The sequence below is a fragment of the Vibrio sp. YT-19(2023) genome (assembly GCF_033337395.1).
Genome location: NZ_JAWOQN010000001.1, coordinates 66,804 through 85,592 on the forward strand (window position 1 = coordinate 66,804; position 18,789 = coordinate 85,592).

13 protein-coding genes are annotated in these 18,789 nt (G+C 44.1%); 7 read left to right on the plus strand and 6 right to left on the minus strand.

Going from position 1 to position 18,789, the window contains the following annotated elements:
- The first annotated feature begins 469 nt into the window (after positions 1-469).
- Both rne and R7E78_RS00320 read left to right on the plus strand, forming a co-directional pair.
- Positions 470-3,535 carry a ribonuclease E gene (gene rne / locus R7E78_RS00315; protein ID WP_262628791.1) on the plus strand — a complete coding sequence of 1,022 codons (3,066 nt, stop codon included), beginning with the start codon at positions 470-472 and terminating at the stop codon, positions 3,533-3,535.
- A 332-nt stretch (positions 3,536-3,867) separates the two neighbouring features.
- The gene (locus tag R7E78_RS00320) at positions 3,868-5,427 is read left to right on the plus strand and encodes a SulP family inorganic anion transporter (protein WP_005380840.1); all 1,560 of its coding nucleotides are present in this window, start codon (positions 3,868-3,870) and stop codon (positions 5,425-5,427) included.
- 60 nt (positions 5,428-5,487) lie between these two features.
- Here R7E78_RS00320 and R7E78_RS00325 read toward each other — a convergent pair whose 3' ends face one another.
- Positions 5,488-5,937 carry a low molecular weight protein-tyrosine-phosphatase gene (locus R7E78_RS00325; RefSeq protein WP_064368645.1) on the minus strand — a complete coding sequence of 150 codons (450 nt, stop codon included), beginning with the start codon at positions 5,935-5,937 and terminating at the stop codon, positions 5,488-5,490.
- A 117-nt stretch (positions 5,938-6,054) separates the two neighbouring features.
- On the opposite strand from R7E78_RS00325, the gene cobO reads away from it, so the two are divergent.
- Positions 6,055-6,660, plus strand: coding sequence for a cob(I)yrinic acid a,c-diamide adenosyltransferase (gene cobO, locus R7E78_RS00330; RefSeq protein WP_005380837.1), 606 nt, complete (start codon positions 6,055-6,057; stop codon positions 6,658-6,660).
- 62 nt (positions 6,661-6,722) lie between these two features.
- On the opposite strand, the gene R7E78_RS00335 is transcribed toward cobO, so the two are convergent.
- The 3 genes from R7E78_RS00335 to apbC all read right to left on the minus strand — a co-directional run bounded on the left by R7E78_RS00335 (position 6,723) and on the right by apbC (position 10,898).
- A complete protein-coding gene (locus R7E78_RS00335) occupies positions 6,723-8,810 on the minus strand; it encodes an AsmA family protein (protein WP_025767218.1) in 2,088 nt (695 codons plus the stop codon).
- A 189-nt stretch (positions 8,811-8,999) separates the two neighbouring features.
- A complete protein-coding gene (gene udk / locus R7E78_RS00340; protein WP_005380833.1) occupies positions 9,000-9,641 on the minus strand; it encodes a uridine kinase in 642 nt (213 codons plus the stop codon).
- 180 nt (positions 9,642-9,821) lie between these two features.
- Positions 9,822-10,898, minus strand: a complete 1,077-nt coding sequence (gene apbC, locus R7E78_RS00345) for an iron-sulfur cluster carrier protein ApbC (RefSeq protein WP_005380830.1) — start codon at positions 10,896-10,898, stop codon at positions 9,822-9,824.
- Between the two features lie 162 nt (positions 10,899-11,060).
- On the opposite strand from apbC, the gene metG reads away from it, so the two are divergent.
- Both metG and R7E78_RS00355 read left to right on the plus strand, forming a co-directional pair.
- Positions 11,061-13,136: a methionine--tRNA ligase gene (metG, locus tag R7E78_RS00350; RefSeq protein WP_033905755.1), complete on the plus strand. Its 2,076-nt coding sequence runs from the start codon at positions 11,061-11,063 to the stop codon at positions 13,134-13,136.
- Between the two features lie 210 nt (positions 13,137-13,346).
- Complete coding sequence (locus tag R7E78_RS00355; protein WP_318057576.1) at positions 13,347-14,156, plus strand: hypothetical protein; 810 nt, start codon at positions 13,347-13,349, stop codon at positions 14,154-14,156.
- A 110-nt stretch (positions 14,157-14,266) separates the two neighbouring features.
- Here R7E78_RS00355 and fadR read toward each other — a convergent pair whose 3' ends face one another.
- Positions 14,267-15,106 carry a fatty acid metabolism transcriptional regulator FadR gene (fadR, locus tag R7E78_RS00360; RefSeq protein ID WP_005380824.1) on the minus strand — a complete coding sequence of 280 codons (840 nt, stop codon included), beginning with the start codon at positions 15,104-15,106 and terminating at the stop codon, positions 14,267-14,269.
- A gap of 639 nt (positions 15,107-15,745) precedes the next feature.
- Here fadR and nhaB point away from each other — a divergent pair.
- Positions 15,746-17,332 (plus strand): Na(+)/H(+) antiporter NhaB, encoded by a 1,587-nt coding sequence (nhaB, locus tag R7E78_RS00365; protein WP_005380822.1) that lies wholly within the window; start codon positions 15,746-15,748, stop codon positions 17,330-17,332.
- Between the two features lie 83 nt (positions 17,333-17,415).
- The gene (gene dsbB, locus R7E78_RS00370) at positions 17,416-17,952 is read left to right on the plus strand and encodes a disulfide bond formation protein DsbB (protein ID WP_047103441.1); all 537 of its coding nucleotides are present in this window, start codon (positions 17,416-17,418) and stop codon (positions 17,950-17,952) included.
- A 79-nt stretch (positions 17,953-18,031) separates the two neighbouring features.
- Here the strand turns inward: dsbB and R7E78_RS00375 are convergent, their stop codons facing one another.
- Complete coding sequence (locus R7E78_RS00375; protein ID WP_005380818.1) at positions 18,032-18,649, minus strand: YecA family protein; 618 nt, start codon at positions 18,647-18,649, stop codon at positions 18,032-18,034.
- Positions 18,650-18,789: the final 140 nt, after the last annotated feature.

Sequence of the window (18,789 nt, forward strand, 5' to 3'; positions counted from 1 at the left end):
TGCTTATGAAACAGCCAGTTATAAAATAGAAATTTTGAGTTTGGCGGCAAATTTTCTATCGTTTGCGTGAAAGCAGATTGCTGATAGCCACGCGCACTGCTATAGTTCACAGCTGCTAAGGAAGGTTTGGTTACATTTTATTCATTACCAATCATTTATCCTCAAGCAATGTGAGTAGATCGTTGAAGGTCGAGTGCAGCATTGGCGTGAGACACATCGAATTCAACACTCTTGCCACCCTACTCCTCGCATATTCACGTTGAGTACCTACCGCCCAAATAGCGGGTCACAAGTCTACGTTTCCAACAGAAACCACAAGAGGCTTGTGATGACTGAAGTGCCCGAGAGCATCCCCTTCCAGCCGGGAGGCTGCAAAATACAAGCCATGGGATCAGGCACCGTGAAAGAGCGAAAAAACAGTGGCAAGTCGACAAGAAAGATATAAAAGAAAAGACAACGAGAATTTTCAATGAAAAGAATGTTAATTAACGCAACTCAAAAAGAAGAGTTGCGTGTCGCTCTGGTTGATGGCCAGCGACTTTTCGATCTTGATATCGAGAGTCCAGGGCATGAATCTAAAAAAGCGAATATCTACAAAGGACGTATCACACGTATCGAACCAAGCTTAGAAGCCGCATTTGTTGATTACGGCGCCGAGCGTCACGGTTTCCTCCCTCTCAAAGAAATTGCCCGCGAATATTTCCCTGAAGGTTACACCTACCAAGGTCGTCCAAGCATCAAAGAAGTGCTAACGGAAGGCCAAGAAGTAATTGTTCAAGTGGAAAAAGAAGAACGTGGAAGCAAGGGCGCTGCTCTTACTACTTTCATTTCTCTTGCTGGTAGTTACCTTGTTCTGATGCCTAACAACCCTCGTGCTGGCGGTATTTCTCGTCGAATCGAAGGTGACGAGCGAACTCAACTAAAAGCCGCATTAAGTACTTTGGAACTGCCTCAGGGCATGGGCCTAATCGTACGTACTGCTGGCGTTGGCAAGAGTGCTGAAGAGCTTGAGTGGGATTTGAATGTACTACTTAACCACTGGGGTGCAATCAAAGGTGCAGCGGACTCTAACCCTGCTCCATTCTTAATCCACCAAGAAAGTAACGTTATCGTTCGTGCAATCCGTGACTATTTGCGTCGTGATATTGGCGAAATTTTAATTGATAGCAACACCATCTACGAACGTGCAAAAGAGCACATTCAATTGGTCCGCCCTGATTTCCTTAACCGCGTTAAGAAATATGAAGGCGAAGTTCCACTATTCAGCCACTACCAAATCGAAAGCCAAATTGAATCGGCTTTCCAACGTGAAGTGCGTCTGCCATCTGGTGGTTCTATTGTTATTGACCCAACTGAAGCACTAACCTCTATCGATATCAACTCTGCTCGTGCAACCAAGGGCGGCGATATTGAAGAAACAGCTCTAAACACGAACCTAGAAGCAGCCGACGAAATTGCTCGCCAATTACGTCTACGTGACTTGGGTGGCTTAGTGGTTATCGACTTTATCGATATGACCCCGGTTCGTCACCAGCGAGAAGTAGAAAACCGTCTACGTGAAGCCGTTCGCCTTGACCGCGCTCGTGTACAAATCGGTCGTATTTCTCGCTTTGGTTTGTTGGAGATGTCACGCCAGCGCTTGAGCCCTTCTCTAGCAGAAGCAAGCCACCACATCTGTCCTCGCTGTAGCGGAACTGGTGTCGTTCGCGACAACGAATCTCTAGCACTTTCTGTACTTCGTTTAATTGAAGAGGAAGCGCTAAAAGACAACACAGCACAAGTACTTGCAGTCGTACCTGTGCCAATCGCCTCTTACTTATTGAACGAAAAACGTCGTTCAGTAAACCATATCGAACGCATTCAAGAAGTGAAAATTACGGTAGTTCCAAACTCTGATATGGAAACACCGCACTTTGAAGTTATCCGTGTTCGTGAAGGCGAAGAGTTCGATCTGATTTCTTACTTACTTCCTAAGAAACTGGAAGCGATGAAAGAAGCAGAAGGTAAAGAGCCAGCGGAAGTTGACGTAAAACCAAAACGAATTGAAGAGCCAGTTCTTAAAGGCTTTGCTGCTCCGTCTCAAACCGCACCTGCACCAGCAGCTAAACCAGCTCCTGAGGCGAAGAAGAAAGAACAAAAAGTTGAACAAGAAGAGAAACCTGGATTGTTCAGCCGTCTGTTTAAAGCTCTTGGTAGCTTCCTATTAGGTGGTTCTGAAGAAACAAAAGAAGAACAGAAACCTCAGGAAGAGAAAAAACCAAATCGCGATAATCGACGTAACAAGCGTGATCGCAACGATCGTCGTCGCAATAACAACCAGCGCGATAATCGTGATAACCGCGACAATCGCGATAACCGACGTCGTCGTAAGCCTCGTGATGAACAGGCTAATGAGCAAAACGAAGCTCAACAACAAACAAATAAACCGCAAAACCGTAACCAAAAGCGTAAACCTAAAGCTCAACAGGCAGATAAAGCCCAAGAGCAAAAAGCAAACGCAAAAGTAGCGGAAAAAGGTCTGCAGCTAGCAGCGGAAGCTCGTACTGAAACAAAACCAGAAGAGAGCAAACCAAAGCAACAAAACGCGAAAGCAGAAAAAGTGAAGGAGCGTCGCCAACGTCGCAAACTGAACAAGTCTGTACGCGTTAAAGACCAAGAAGCGGTTGAGAAGAAAGCAGAAGAAACGGCGGTTAAGACTCAAGAAACGGTTGAAACCAAAGTTGAGAAGCCAACAGAAGCAGCGGTAGAAGCACAACAAGACAACAAGCAAGCAGAGTCTAAGCAACGTCGTAACCGTCGTTCGCCACGTCACCTGCGTGCAAGCGGCCAACGCCGTCGCCGTGGCCGCGATCGCCGTCCTAACCCGTTCCGCCTGCGTAAAGGTGGTGTAGCTTCTCCTGAGATGGCTATGGGTAAAGTAATGCCACGCTACATTCCGAAACCAGCACCTAAGAAAGAAGAGCAAGTTAAGGAAGAAACAGTAGCAGCAGTACCTACAATGCAAGGTGGTTTTGCTTGTCCAGAGATGGCTATGGGTAAAGTGATTATTCGCCGCGAGCAACCTGTTGTAACGGAAGCGCCTGTTGTTGAATCAAAGATTCAAGAAACAGTTGAAGCGAAAGTGGAAGCTCCAGTAGTAGAAGCACCTGTTGTGGAAGCAGTAATCGCAGAAAAAACTGAATCGGCAGTAGTAGAAACAGCTTCGGTAGAGCCTATCGTTGAAACTCCTGCGACTGAACCGGTTGATGCCATTGTAGAAACGGCACCTGCTGAAGAGCCTGTGGTTGAAGCAGCAAAAGAGATTGCAGCCGAAGCGCCAGTAGCTAAATCAGAGCCTAAAGTCGAAGCCATTAAAGTTGCGGCTAAGCTAAACGCTAGCGCACCGATGACGAAAGCACCTGGCCCTCAAGAGCTACGCGAAATCACGGTTGCAGCAGCACCGTTCAAAACCGAACGTTACCAAGCTAAAGGTGCGGGTAGCCAAGTGGCTAAAAACCGCGCATCAGCAGAGATGACAAAGCCTAACTTTAACTAGGCTAAATCATTACGTTCAACGGCTTAACGGCATAAATAAATTAAAGGCTACCATCTGGTAGCCTTTTTTATCTTCATATTTGCCCAATAAATTGTTCATATAAATACCAATTCGTGATCACATTTGTACGCCATTATTCGTATCATTCTTGAACTTAATCACACTTTTCGGTAGCATGCGCCGACTCAAGTTTTCGACACCATTCTGATGCTGCTCTTTTAATACTACGGTTTACACTGCAATGTTTGATTAGAAATCAACCACTCAGTGGCTTGTGCAAATACGAATATGTGTCGGGTTTAACTCATTGCAAAGAGAACTTAAAAACAAACATGTTCGAATTTCCCCAATTTTCTAAGCACTCCGTAAAAAATGATGTGCTATCAGGCTTAACCGTTGCGCTAGCATTGGTTCCTGAAGCTGTCGCATTTGCGTTCGTCGCAGGCGTAGATCCGATGGTCGGTCTTTACGCTGCATTCATCGTTGGTCTTATTACTTCCATTTTCGGTGGTCGTCCTGGCATGATTTCTGGTGCAACAGGTGCCATGGCAGTCGTAATGGTTTCGCTTGTCGCGACTCACGGTGTCCAGTACCTATTCGCAGCCATCATGCTCGCTGGTATTCTTCAAATTGCCGCTGGTATGTTTAAATTGGGTAAGTTCATCCGTATCGTACCTCACCCTGTGATGATCGGTTTTGTGAACGGTCTGGCTATTGTTATCTTCCTAGCTCAGTTGGGTCAGTTTAAAGCGCCAGATATCAACGGCATGCTTACTTGGCTACCACAAGACCAGATGCTGCTAATGCTTGGTTTGGTTGCGCTGACTATGGCAATCATTCACTTTCTACCAAAAATCACAACAGCTGTACCCTCTTCACTTGTTGCGATCGTAACGGTGACGGCTTTAGTGGTTGGCTTGGATCTGGAAACTCGCACTGTTGTTGACTTCCTGCGTACAATGTCTGGTGATGAAGCTGCAACACTCGCAGGTTCACTACCAACCTTCTCTATTCCTGCGGTACCATTTACACTAGAGACACTACAAATCATTCTTCCATACGCGATCATTCTCGCGGCCATTGGTCTAATTGAATCTCTACTAACACTGACAGTTTTAGATGAGATGACGAATACTCGTGGTCAATCTAACCGCGAATGTATCGGTCAAGGTATGGCAAACATGACGTGTTCTGTGTTTGGCGCGATGGGTGGTTGTGCGATGATTGGTCAGTCGATGATCAACGTAAACTCAGGTGGTCGTGGTCGTCTATCTGGTATCGTTGCGGCTATCGCTCTATTGATGTTTATCTTATTCGCTTCTTCGCTAATTGAAATGATCCCACTCGCTGCTCTGGTTGGTGTGATGTTCATGGTTGTCATTGGTACATTCGAATGGGCAACATTTAAGCTAGCACGCCGCGTACCGAAGCAAGACTTCTTCGTTATTGTTCTTGTGACCGTTGTTACTGTTCTTACTGACCTTGCTGTTGCCGTAGCGGTTGGTGTTATCGTTTCTGCATTAATGTTTGCATGGCAACACGCTAAGCACATCTATGCCGACACGTGCTTAAACGAGGAAGGTTCAAAAGAGTACAAGATTCACGGCCCTATTTTCTTTGGCTCTGCGGCTAACTTCCTGGAGTTGTTTAACGCGCCTGAAGATCCAAAAGATGTGATTGTCGATTTTGCAGACTCTCGCGTGACTGATCACTCTGCAATTGAAGCCATTGAAACACTGGCTGAGCGTTACAATGCTCAAGGTAAAACGCTACACCTTCGTCACCTAAGCCCAGATTGTCGTAAACTTTTGGACAAAGCTGGCAGCTTGGTTGAAATTAACGTGAAGGAAGACCCAAGCTACAAAGTAGCAACCGACATACTAGCGGGTTAACACGAATAAAAAGGGATGAGCTGAGCTCATCCCTTTTTCTATTGTCTTCAAGCACGGCGATTATAGCTTCTTCAAAATTGCGTCTGATGCCTCTTCGATTAAATCAAGCACCAGTTCAAAGCCATCTTCCCCACCATAATATGGGTCAGGGACTTCGTCGTAACCTGACCCAGAATGACTTAAAAATAACGATACTTTGTGTCGATACTTCAACGGACAGATATCCAATAAATCGGCCAAATTTGCTTTATCTGCGGCTAATATAAGGTCAAACTTTTCAAAGTCATCAATGGTGACTTGGCGCGCTTGCATTCCTTTAAAAGAATAACCTCGCTGCTTTCCTGCTGCCATCGCTCTTGAATCCGGTCGGTTTCCTGCGTGGTAGCCAATTGTACCTGCCGAATCAACCTCTACTTCAACGCCTAGCTTTTGAGCTTTCGCTCTTAACACTGCCTCTCCAGTTGGTGACCGACAAATGTTTCCCATACAAACAACAAGTATTTTCTTCATTTTATTCCCTGAATTATCGGTGGTTTTTCTTCACGATATGTTGGTCTATCATAGCGAGATAAATCAATGAACCCAAATTAGCTTGGACACAGCACGAAAAGGAATTGAGGAAGTATTATGTCTATCGAAGAAAATAAAGAAGCACGCCATAAAGCTCGCCAACAAAAAGTCAAAGAACAGGTAGACGCAAAAATCGCTGCTGCTCAAGAGGAAAAAGGTCTGCTACTGATCATTACCGGAAATGGTAAAGGTAAATCGACATCAGGATTCGGTACGATCGCACGCGCAGTGGGTCATGGTTTGAATTGTGCTGTCGCGCAGTTTATTAAAGGTACTTGGGACAACGGTGAGCGCAACCTACTTGAGAAACTCGGCGTTGAATTCCAAGTAATGGCAACCGGCTTTACGTGGGAAACTCAAAACAAAGCCGCTGATACCGAAGCTGCGCAAGGCGTATGGCAAGAATGTAAGCGCATGCTGCAAGACGACTCTATCGATGTCATCTTGTTTGACGAGCTAACTTATATGGTGAGCTACGGCTACATCGACTTAGACGAAGTGGTCGAAGCACTGAGCAACAGACCTAAAATGCAGTCGGTTATTATTACTGGGCGTGGCGCACATCGAACCCTGATTGAAATGGCCGATACCGTTTCTGAAGTGAAAAATGTAAAGCACGCATTTGAATCTGGCGTAAAAGCCCTCAAAGGCGTCGATTGGTAACACTCGCAGAGTAATTTAAAAAGGGTTGGCAAAATGCCAACCCTTTTGATTTTCACGCACGGTTAGTTGAAAAGATTCTTCAATAAACCATCGACCGCATCTTTGGTTTTCTCGTCTTTGATTTTGTCCGTTAGCTTCTCTACGCCACGATCGATTTCTTTCTGAGCTTTCTGCTTCAGAACATCATCGAATACGAGCTTGAATTTAGGTTCTGCCCACTTACCAGACACATTGATTGGAATCGTGATGTCTTTCAGCTCATCTATATCTTTACCGCCCTGGCCTTCTAGGCTACCTACAACTGACGTGCTGATAGTAAAGTCGACTGTTTCATTGATGTAGTTTGCGGTACCTTTACCACGAACACGTAACAATGGAGACTGAGCTTGCATATTATCCGTTGATACAACACCTTTGTTGAGTTTCAATGTCGCCGTCATCGCACTGAAGTCTGTTTTCTTAGCTTCATTGGTGCCTTCAACTTTTTGCCCTTTAAATTTCGCATAGTTTTCACGAATCAACTGAGCAACGTTGATGCCATTCACCGCACCGTCAGCAAAATTGATAACAACCGTACCAGATAGATTCTTCTTGATACCGGTAGGCGTGAGACTCTTACCTGTAACATTCACATCAATGTTACCTGTCCCTTCAAGTTTGTCGTTTTCAGCAACGTCTATAAGTAGCGGTTGAACTTTCACGCCTTTGATTGACTTTTTAACACTGTAAGTCGCTGGTGATTGGCGTGCATCTAACTTCGCTGTCGCTGAGATTGAGCCTTGGTACAACTTCGAACTAAAAGATGTAAGCTCAAACACGCCACGATTTACAGTGAAGCTCGTTTTTACCGCTTCCATCTTCGCATTTGCCGCTTTGAATTTGTCGATGGTAATGTCACCCTTTACATCTAACGTTTTCAACGCAGACAAATCAGGCTCAACCTCAGGTCCGGCAGGAGCACTCTCGCCACCAGAAGCAGGCTTATTACCTTCGGCAGCTTGCTTATCTAACCCTAAAAACTCATCAAGATCGATATTGGGGCTATGGAGAGCAAAGCGTACTTTAGGAATATCACCGAGTGTCACATCTGCCTTACCATCTAGGGCGATAGCATTCGCTGTTAACTTCTCTAGAACAAAACTCAGATGGTTTTTCGTTAGGTCGAAAGACAGATCAGACACCATGTCGACTTTCATCGGGGACTGAGGTAAAGCATCACCCTCAAAAGTCGATTTAAGAGTTAACTTATCCAACTGTACTTTGCTGATAGCCTTGTCCACGCTAAGTTGACCAGCACCCTGCATATCTAACTTCATACCACCAGCGACACCCTTAATGGCATAAGTCAGGTTATTTACTTTATCGAATTCAAACGTGTCTAAACCGATCGTTGCCGATTCAATTTTATTGGCAGGGTCAGAGTATGTCGCATCAAAGTTGATGTTCTTTAGCGCGTAGTTTGCCAAACCTTTTTCTAGCTTAAAGTCTGCCTGACCTTTCGCGGTGAACTTTTGGTCGTTCATTTCGCCCTTCACGCCAAAATCAGCCGTTGTCCAGTTGTCAAAAGCGAATTCGGAAAGGTTTAATGAAATATCATAAAGTTTGGTGTAACTACCGGCTTGCTTATCCTGCATTTCTAATGAACCGTTAGAAACCGTAACGCCAGCAAGATTAATACTCCAATCAGAACCAGAAGTTTGCGTTTCACCATTTTGCGTAGGCGCAGCATTGCTCTCTTGTTCTGCTTGTTGTGTTTGGGCTTTCGTCAATGCATCAATATTCTTGCTGCCATCTTTCTTGGTTTCAATGTAGAACTCAGCACCATCAAGCGTGACGTTTCCAATTTCAAGCTGTTGACTAAAAAGTGGCATAACAGAGATGTCTACACCAACGGTATCAACTTTGAATAAATTGGGTTTACTAAAGCCTTGTGGGTTTCGCAATTCTGTATGTCCCAACTCAAAGCCAATTGATGGGAAAAATTGCCAACTGATATCCCCTTCAATCACCAACTCTAATCCCGTTTGCTTTTGCGCTTGCTCAACAATAAGGGGTTTAAACTGATTCGGATTGACGAAGATGGTTAACGCTAAAATTGCGACCAAAATGACCACAATCGGTATTGCTAGAATTAAGAGCAGTTTCTTCATTTGTTTTTCCTTGCTCGAGTGTTTTTACAATTATAAGCGCAGACTCCATTTGCCGCTGACAGTTCCACAAAAGCGTGAAAAGTGTCTGGTTTTAACCTGCAACTGACTAATTTAAAAACAAAAAAAAGAAGTGGCACTTAAGGTGCCACTTCTTCTCCTAAAAATAAAGCGATATAGCCGTCTATAGGCTTAAGCTTTCAAAAGTCTTGCAATGTGAGCTTTTAATACATCAATTGCGATACGGTTTTTACCACCGCGAGGAACAATAATGTCCGCATATTGCTTAGAAGGTTCGATAAACTGCATGAACATCGGACGTACTGTTTGTTGGTATTGCTTAAGAACAGACTCCATAGTTCGGCCTCGTTCTTCCACATCACGCTTAACACGGCGAAGCAAGCAAATATCTAACGGTGTGTCCATAAATACTGTCGCATGCATCAAATCACGAAGACGAGGGTCTGTAAGAAGAAGGATACCTTCTAGAATGATCACCTTTTTAGGTGTCATTGTGGTGGTGTTAATTGTTCTTGTGTGCTCAGTGTAGCTGTACTCAGGCACTTCTACTGCTTCACCACGTACCAATTTTTCTAGGTGCTCACACAGTAGGTCGTGGTCCAACGCACTCGGGTGATCGTAGTTCGTCTTTACTCGCTCTTCCATGCTTAGGTGGCTTTGGTCGTTGTAGTAGCAATCTTCCGTGATGACACCGATTTGATGATCGCCTACTTTCGCGCGAAGCTCATTATAAATAGTGCTCGCGATCAGACTTTTTCCAGAAGCAGAAGCGCCAGCAATACCTACGATGACGCATTGATTATTATCAGACATTAGTTTGCACCCGATGATGATTTCTAGTCACATAAAAAGATAAACTGCCTGATTATAGGGAGTTCACCCCATAGTTACTAGTTGGAATTAGGGTTTAGTCATAAGTTTCTGCCTGCTCAGAGGATTAACCTCCGAGCAAACGTTAAAATGTGCAATTATCAACCAACAGGCATAGTAAACTTAGTTCACCATTGTAAAGCTAATCGCATCTGGTTTTGCTTTGCCTTGCCAAAACATCGTGCTACATACGCGATCGGCAAGTTGCTTATAATACCCTGCATGCTCACTTTCTGGGCGTCTTGCTACCGTTGGCACGCCAGCGTCAATATCTTCTCTCATAGAGATATGAAGCGGAATTTGTCCTAACAATGCTAAGCCAAATTCTTGCGACATTTTTTCAGCTCCGCCCATACCAAAAATATGCTCTTTCGCGCCACATTGACTACAAATGTGATAACTCATGTTTTCCACAACACCAATAACCGGGACATGGACTTTGTTAAACATTGCCGCTCCCTTCCTTGCATCGGCAAGGGCTAAATCTTGCGGCGTTGTGACTAGCACGCTACCTGTTACCGGAATTTGTTGTGACAGAGTCAATTGAATATCCCCCGTACCTGGCGGCATATCAATCACCAAATAATCCAAATCTGGCCAATCTGTTTCAGTTAATAACTGCGACAATGCTTTTGAAGCCATTGGACCGCGCCATATCGCCGCTTCTGATTTATCCACCAAATAACCGATAGAATGAGTATAGATGCCGTGAGCAAAAATGGGTTCCATCCACTTGCCATCACGAACTTCTGGTTTAGCATCTTCTTGCCCCAACATCATAGGTACAGACGGACCATAGATATCTGCATCCAACAATCCCACTTTCGCCCCAGATTGAGCAATCGCCAACGCTAAGTTAACTGCGGTAGTAGATTTACCAACGCCACCTTTCGCAGAACTGACGGCAATGATGTTCTTAACACCCTTAACCGAGTTAGCCACTTGAGTTTCTAAAGCTTTAACTCCAAGGCGAATATTAAATGGGAATTCAGCCACTTTACCCGAGGCTTGCTGCTGTTTGATCCAGTCATGCAGTACGGTTTGAAGCTCATTACTTGCGAATGGCAACGTTATATCAATAGAACCCTGTGTCGTAATCGAAATTGCGCCATGAATATCTGCCCAGTTTTCCACCAACTGTGGATGTTGGAATTGGTTAAACCAGTGACAAAAATCTTGTTTTGAAGTGAACTGATGCATAAGCCCTCCTTTTAGATGTCATGCTACCACCGTCCAGGCTCAACCAGAACCCCAAAAAAACTAAGGCATTCCGCAGTTTGACACCTTGGAGTTAGTCAGTTCATGGGGTAGTATTATCCATCAAAATTTATTTATACCTATCAAGAAAAGCGAATATTAAGTATGGCAAACGATCCAAAAAACTTTCCGTCAAGGAAAATGCTGGTAACTTGTGCCCTTCCGTACGCTAACGGTTCGATCCACCTTGGTCATATGCTTGAGCATATCCAAGCGGACATTTGGGTTCGTTACCAACGCCTACGCGGCAACACTGTAAACTTCATCTGTGCTGACGATGCTCACGGCACGCCAATCATGCTTAAAGCGCAACAGATGGGTATTACTCCTGAAGAAATGATTGCCGCAGTTAGCGAAGAGCACCAAAAAGACTTCGCTGGATTTGATATCAGCTTTGATAACTACCACAGCACACACTCAGATGAGAACCGTGAGCTAGCGTCACACATTTATCTTGAGTTGAAGAAAAATGGCTTTATCTCTAGCCGCACTATCTCTCAGCTGTTCGATCCAGAAAAAGAGATGTTCTTACCGGACCGTTTCGTAAAAGGTACCTGTCCAAAATGTAAGTCTGAAGACCAGTACGGTGACAACTGTGACAACTGTGGTGAGACTTACAGCCCAACAGAACTGATCAATCCTAAATCTGCGGTTTCTGGTGCGACGCCAGTAATGAAAGATTCAGAGCACTTCTTCTTCGACCTGCCTCAGTTTGAAAGCATGCTAAAAGAGTGGACTCGCTCTGGCTCGCTACAAGCTGAAACAGCGAACAAAATGCAAGAATGGTTCGAGTCTGGTTTGCAGCAATGGGATATCTCACGTGATGCACCATACTTTGGCTTCGAGATCCCTGGTGAGAAGAACAAATTCTTCTACGTATGGCTAGACGCGCCTATCGGCTACATGGGCTCTTTCAAAAATCTATGTGACAAGCGCGACGACCTAGATTTCGACGAGTATTGGAAAAAAGACAGCTCAGCAGAGCTGTACCACTTCATCGGTAAAGACATCGTTTACTTCCACAGCCTATTTTGGCCAGCAATGCTAGAAGGTTCTGGCTTCCGCAAGCCTAACAACGTATTCGTACACGGTTACGTAACCGTAAACGGCGCGAAAATGTCGAAGTCTAAAGGTACGTTCGTAAAAGCAAGCACTTACCTAGAGCACCTAGACCCTGAGTGTCTACGTTACTACTACGCTGCGAAGCTAAACAGCCGTATCGACGATCTAGATCTTAACCTTGAAGACTTCACTCAGCGCGTAAACGCTGACGTTGTTAACAAGATCGTTAACCTGGCATCTCGTAACGCAGGTTTCATCGCGAAACGTTTTGAAGGCAAACTGTCTGACAACTTTGCAGAGCCTGAACTTTACAACGAATTTGTTGCTGCTGCTGACCGTATCGCTGAGCTTTACGAAACGCGTGAGTTTGGTCGTGCAATCCGTGAAATCACGGCATTGGCAGACAAAGCTAACCAATACGTTGATGAAAAAGCACCGTGGGTTGTAGCAAAAGAAGAAGGCAAAGATCAGGAACTACAAGACATCTGTTCTGTCGGTATCAACCTGTTCCGCGTACTGATGACTTACCTGAAACCAGTAATGCCATCGCTAGCTGCGCGTACTGAAGCGTTTCTAAACCAAGAGCTAACTTGGGAAAACATCGCTGCTCCACTAACAGGCCACGAGATCACTAAGTTCAAAGCACTGTTCAACCGTATCGATCCGAAGAATGTTGAAGCAATGATCGAAGCATCTAAAGAAGATGCGGCGGCAGAAATGGCGGCGAAAGAGAAAGCAGAAGCGGAAAAGAACAAGGCTAGCGAAACTGAGCTAGACAAAGAGCCAATCGCTGAAGAGATTGAGTTCGACGCTTTTGCAGCAGTAGATATGCGTATTGCTCGTATCATCTCTTGTGAAGAAGTGCCAAAAGCAAACAAACTGCTTAAGTTCCAACTGGACATCGGTGGTGAAACTCGTCAAGTGTTCTCTGGCATCAAGTCAGCGTACAAACCTGAAGAGCTAGAAGGCAAACTAACTGTAATGGTTGCAAACCTAAAACCTCGTAAGATGAAGTTTGGTATGTCTGAAGGTATGATCCTAGCGGCAGGCCCTGGTGGTAGTGACCTGTGGATCCTTGAGCCACATGAAGGCGCTCAACCTGGTATGCGCGTAATGTAAGTTGTAGCTTTACAATCAAATTTAAAAAGTCCTCGCCAGTTCAGCGGGGACTTTTTTTGACTGAATTCACACTTTTGGGGAATTTGTGCACCAAACTTGTACAGCACCTCTCCCATCACAATCCTAAATTACTGTTTTAATAGAATTTAATTAGTGGCATCAAAACTGCAATCTTCCTTGTTAGGTCCAAACACTAACAAGGAGTTGGTTATGTTTGTTTTGATTTCCACACTATTGTCCATCGCTATTTTAGCTGGAATATATCACTTATCTTCTAAACGAGAGCAGCAACATGCGCGCAAATATCAGCTGTTAACATTGTTGCGAGATGTTGTTCACCTTCTGAGACACCACCGAGCTGCTACTCACTACTCGCTTCAATTCCAACAAAACGATCAACAAAAATTGGACGCTCTTCATGATGCTCTGACTAACAAGCTGCATCTTTTAGTCGAAACATCACGGTTTGAAAACAAACCCATGTATCGCGTATTACAGATTAAAGTAGGGAAACTACTTGAACAATGGAATGACCATAGTGTTGCAAGAAACCAGATGGAGCATGGTAAGTTAATTCGTCATTGCTTGTTTTTGATGGATGAAGTAACCATCGCATGGCTAGCGGTTGAGCAAAGAGATGACTTGCATAATGAGTATCACATGAACTGGCAAAACATTATGGATAGCTTGGAGACCCTGACTCAGTTACGAATCAGCATTCAAGATTTAGGAGAACAAGGCGGAAATGAGCGTTTCAAAAACTATGCATCGGTCATGATGCGTAAGCTAAACCAACTAGCGGTTATCGCTCCACTTAGCATTACCTCTCCTGCTTCCACGCGCTCAATACAGACGCTAAATGAATACGTGACAGGGAGTCATGTCGACTTAACAGAAGCAGAGCTTTATGGCGTCACATCGGACTTGTCATTGACCATCTTCAATACTTACGACCATGTCCTTTTAGATGTCGTAGAGTCATTATATCTACCGTTACCCAGACTCTCGCTAGCAGGATAAACGTTCCATGCCTTATTATTGGTGCTAGGTCCGTCGCCGACTTATAAATAAAAACAAAAAAACCGCAGGCCTAAGGCACTGCGGTTTTCGTTTATTCAACTTGTCAGCGCTTAGCTGTCGTCTTCCGTGAAGTTCGTTGGTAATTGCTTTTTCATTTCGTTCCAGATCAACGCACTTTCCATACCATAATGACGAATCACTACTGGTAGTTGCTCACGCTGGCCACTTTCACAAGTTTCGAGCAATTGATGGTAAAACTTCAGAGCTAGCTCACGAGAAGCTGGATTTGAGAAGTAGTAGCTACCGACACGATCGTAGAGCTTCTTCAAACCATTAAAGATCAAACCGTAAATTTGATTTCCTGAATGGAATGCTAGGCGCTGGAAAAGCATATAATCGTAAAAGTTGAACGTTTTAGCAATCAAGATTTCTTGACGCTTCGCTTCATCTTTCTCGTTATCTTCTTTCACATTCTGCAGAACTTTTTCGGCATACGGCGAGGAAGCGATGAATTCGTCCCAGGAAGCCGCATTCATTAAAGCTTCACAAGATTCGATTACGTTCTTAATTGTACGCTCAGAGCTCTCTTTGTTCGCTTTAAATGCATAGCGCATAAAGATAGGACTGATGTTAGTACGTGCCGCAAGCAGATCTTCTACAATGTTTGTCGCATTATCAACGTCTAGCGTCATTAAAGTATCCAAAATATGCAGACCAGAGGTCTCCATAAATTGGTTAACTTTCGTAGGTTTGCCGTGCTGGATAGTCAGCCATCCATCACGGGCTAGTCGTTGAAGAACCTCTCTTAAAGTCGTTCGAGTAACACCAATCAGTTCGGACAGCTCGCGCTCAGCAGGTAAAATTGAGCCTGGAGGAAAACGGCCGTTCCAAATGCTCTCGATAATATATTTTTCTGCGAATCCCGCAGGGCTTTTCGCCTTTATGACCATTCTACTTTTTATCCAATATTGATTTCTGAGGGTCGATACTACTCATCATACCACTACTTAGCGGTTTGAGAAAATTTACGATCAATAGTGAAAACGACTCCATAACATAGAGTTAATACTCTATATGTTGTGTCAATTTAAGAGGCTCTAACATGCGAGCGAAAGCAGTAAAATATGAATTTTCATTTAATTAAACAGCTCACAAATCTCGGAGAAACAAAGACAACCGTGTCACATTTTTATATTCAAAATATGAAAAATTACTTTGTATATCACAGTTAATATTCTTTCTTAATTTGCCTTTTCTCGTCACTGACCGTCATTTAAAATCCAAGAGGATTTTTTTAAGACTTTCATGGTATAGTAACGCCGTTTTGATCGCGTTATTACATTTAAAAAGTCATTTTAGTCGGTAGCATCACGTTTTGTTATTGACTAATAAATGCCTGAGTGTAGAGTTTGCGGTCGAAAGTGAGCGGTGCTTGAGTTCAGGGGAAGTAACTTGGCAAGACTACAATAAACAAAGGATTGTTGTTTTACTAAGTTATTGTTTTTAAAGACTAGTTAATAAGTCTAACAAACAGATACTTAAGCACTATTGTAGTGTCTATTCATAATTTTGTTATAAAGAGAATTATCATGCCGATATCGCTCGGAAACGCTTTTATCAAGAACTTCCTTGGTAAAGCGCCTGATTGGTACAAAGTTGCCATTATAGCCTTCTTAATAATTAACCCGATTGTATTCTTCCTAATAAACCCATTTGTAGCTGGATGGTTGTTGGTCGCTGAATTTATTTTCACGCTAGCAATGGCATTAAAATGCTACCCATTACAACCTGGCGGTTTACTTGCTATTGAAGCCATTGCTATCGGCATGACTAGCCCTGCGCAAGTTAAGCACGAATTAGTAGCAAATATCGAAGTACTGCTACTTCTGGTGTTTATGGTTGCGGGCATCTACTTCATGAAGCAGCTATTGCTGTTCATTTTTACCAAAATTTTACTTGGCATTCGCTCTAAAACCCTACTATCACTCGCGTTCTGCTTTGCTGCGGCATTTTTGTCTGCATTTTTGGATGCCTTGACGGTTATCGCCGTTGTTATCAGCGTGGCGATCGGCTTTTACTCTATCTATCACAAAGTAGCGTCTGGTAACCCTATCGGTGACCATGACCATACACAAGATGACACGATCACTGAACTAACGCGTGATGACTTAGAAAACTATCGTGCCTTTTTGCGCTCTTTGTTGATGCATGCTGGTGTAGGTACTGCCTTAGGTGGCGTAACCACGATGGTTGGTGAACCTCAAAACTTAATTATTGCAGACCAAGCGGGTTGGTTATTTGGTGAATTCCTAATCCGTATGTCTCCAGTGACACTACCTGTATTTTTCTGTGGTCTCATCACTTGTGCTTTAGTTGAAAAGCTTAAAGTGTTTGGCTACGGCGCGAAGCTTCCTAATAACGTTCGTCAGATCCTCGTCGATTTTGACCGTGAAGAGCGTAAAACGCGAACAAATCAAGATGTCGCAAAACTCTGGGTTCAAGGTCTTATTGCGGTTTGGTTGATCGTTGCACTCGCTTTGCACTTAGCGGCTGTCGGCTTAATTGGCCTTTCTGTGATCATTTTAGCGACCGCATTTACTGGTGTCATTGAAGAGCACTCCATGGGGAAAGCGTTTGAAGAGGCCCTGCCCTTCACTGCACTGCTTGCTGTATTTTTCTCGATCGTTGCTGTAATCATTGATCAAGAGCTGTTTAAACCAGTCATCGATGCGGTGCTTGCCGTTGAAGATAAAGGTACTCAGCTAGCTCTGTTCTATGTGGCGAATGGCTTATTATCTATGGTGTCGGATAACGTGTTCGTTGGTACGGTTTACATCAATGAAGTAAAAACTGCACTCATTGAGGGCCTCATTACTCGTGATCAGTTCGACTTACTGGCGGTGGCAATCAATACTGGTACTAACCTGCCTTCTGTTGCAACGCCAAACGGTCAAGCGGCATTCCTATTCTTACTCACATCGGCTCTCGCTCCATTAATTCGTCTGTCTTACGGTCGAATGGTTATCATGGCGCTGCCTTACACCGTCGTTCTTGCGATTGTCGGTCTGATGGGAATCATGTTCTTCCTAGAGCCTGCAACAGCTTCTTTCTACGAAGCTGGTTGGATTTTACCTCATAGTGGTGATCTGACTCCCGTAGTATCCGGTGGTCACTAAAATTTGAGTTGATTAGGAAACTTATCCACGATAAAAAGCTCTGAGTATTCAGAGCTTTTTCTATTTCAGACAGGAACAAAAACGTGACTATTTTAAATTCACTTAACCAGTTTTCAAAGGGACGTTTATCGTGGCTACTGCTTCTGCTATTCGTCGTTTTCTTTGAAGCATGTGCCCTCTATTTTCAGCACGTCATGATGCTTGCACCATGTGTCATGTGTATTTATGAAAGAGTCGCGATGATGGGAGTGGGCGTCGCTGCAATGGTTGGTATATTGGCACCCAAGAACCCAATTTTCCGCTGGCTAGGTTTGATAGGCTGGGGATTAAGTGCTTACAAGGGTTTGTTACTTGCGATGCAGCACGTTGACTACCAGTTTAATCCATCACCATTCGCGACTTGCGATTTATTCGTCACATTCCCTAGCTGGGCTCAGCTCAATCAGTGGGTTCCTTGGATGTTTGAAGCATATGGTGATTGCTCTAAGGTTGTATGGCAGTTCCTTGATTTATCAATGCCACAATGGTTAGTCGTAATTTTTGCAGGCAATTTAATCGCTTTGGCATTAATTGTAATTGCACAATTCTTCCCTGCAAAACGCGTTAATCCAATTCGTTAATCCTACTGACGCGTAAAAATTAACAAAAAGCCGACCATCTGGTCGGCTTTTTGTTAAGTGGATAGCGCGGCGATTCGACTTAGCCGCGTGATTGACCACAGCACTGCTTGAATTTTTTTCCGCTCTCACAAGGACAGGGATCATTGCGCCCGATACCTTTGAATGGGTTTAGGCTTTGAGCTTTATTGCCTACCATCAACTCATCCGCGCCCAGCGCGACTTCACCGACCATTAAATCAAGCTGGTCGACTAAATCTGTCAGGGCCGGTGGCGTTTCAATACCTGCGTCACGCATCTGTTGCTGCGTTGCTGGCTCATCGATCGCCAGCATCAAAGTGGTCAGTAATGCTTGCAGCATACGCTGTAATCCATCATTGAGCTCAACGTCTTGCCACTGTTCTTCAATCATTGGCCAAACAGACATAAAGCCTTCGGCAAAATCAGCAAGTTGTTCAGGTTCTTTGCCTGTTAGCTCTAGCACGGAATATTCGTTTCGTTGAATTCGGTTATGCTGCTTGTGAATTTGCTCTTCCACAGCTGGTTGAATCGCTTTGAATCCCTCACCTAATAGCGGCTCTAACCACTTTTCAGGAGCGAGTGGTTTTGTCGTCAGATTCGCAGCTAACACTGCGCCTTCGATAAATAGGCAAGATTCATCGACGTGAACTTCACCTTTTTCAATCAATGTGTATTGCATGACATCTGGTTTCCCATAAATTTGGCGGCATTATACCTCAGAGCTCAAAAGCACGTAACCTAACGTTGTGTGTTTGACTGCATTGGGCGCTTCGACTCTTTTAATGACAAACTTAACTTACATCGCTACAATCGCCCTCC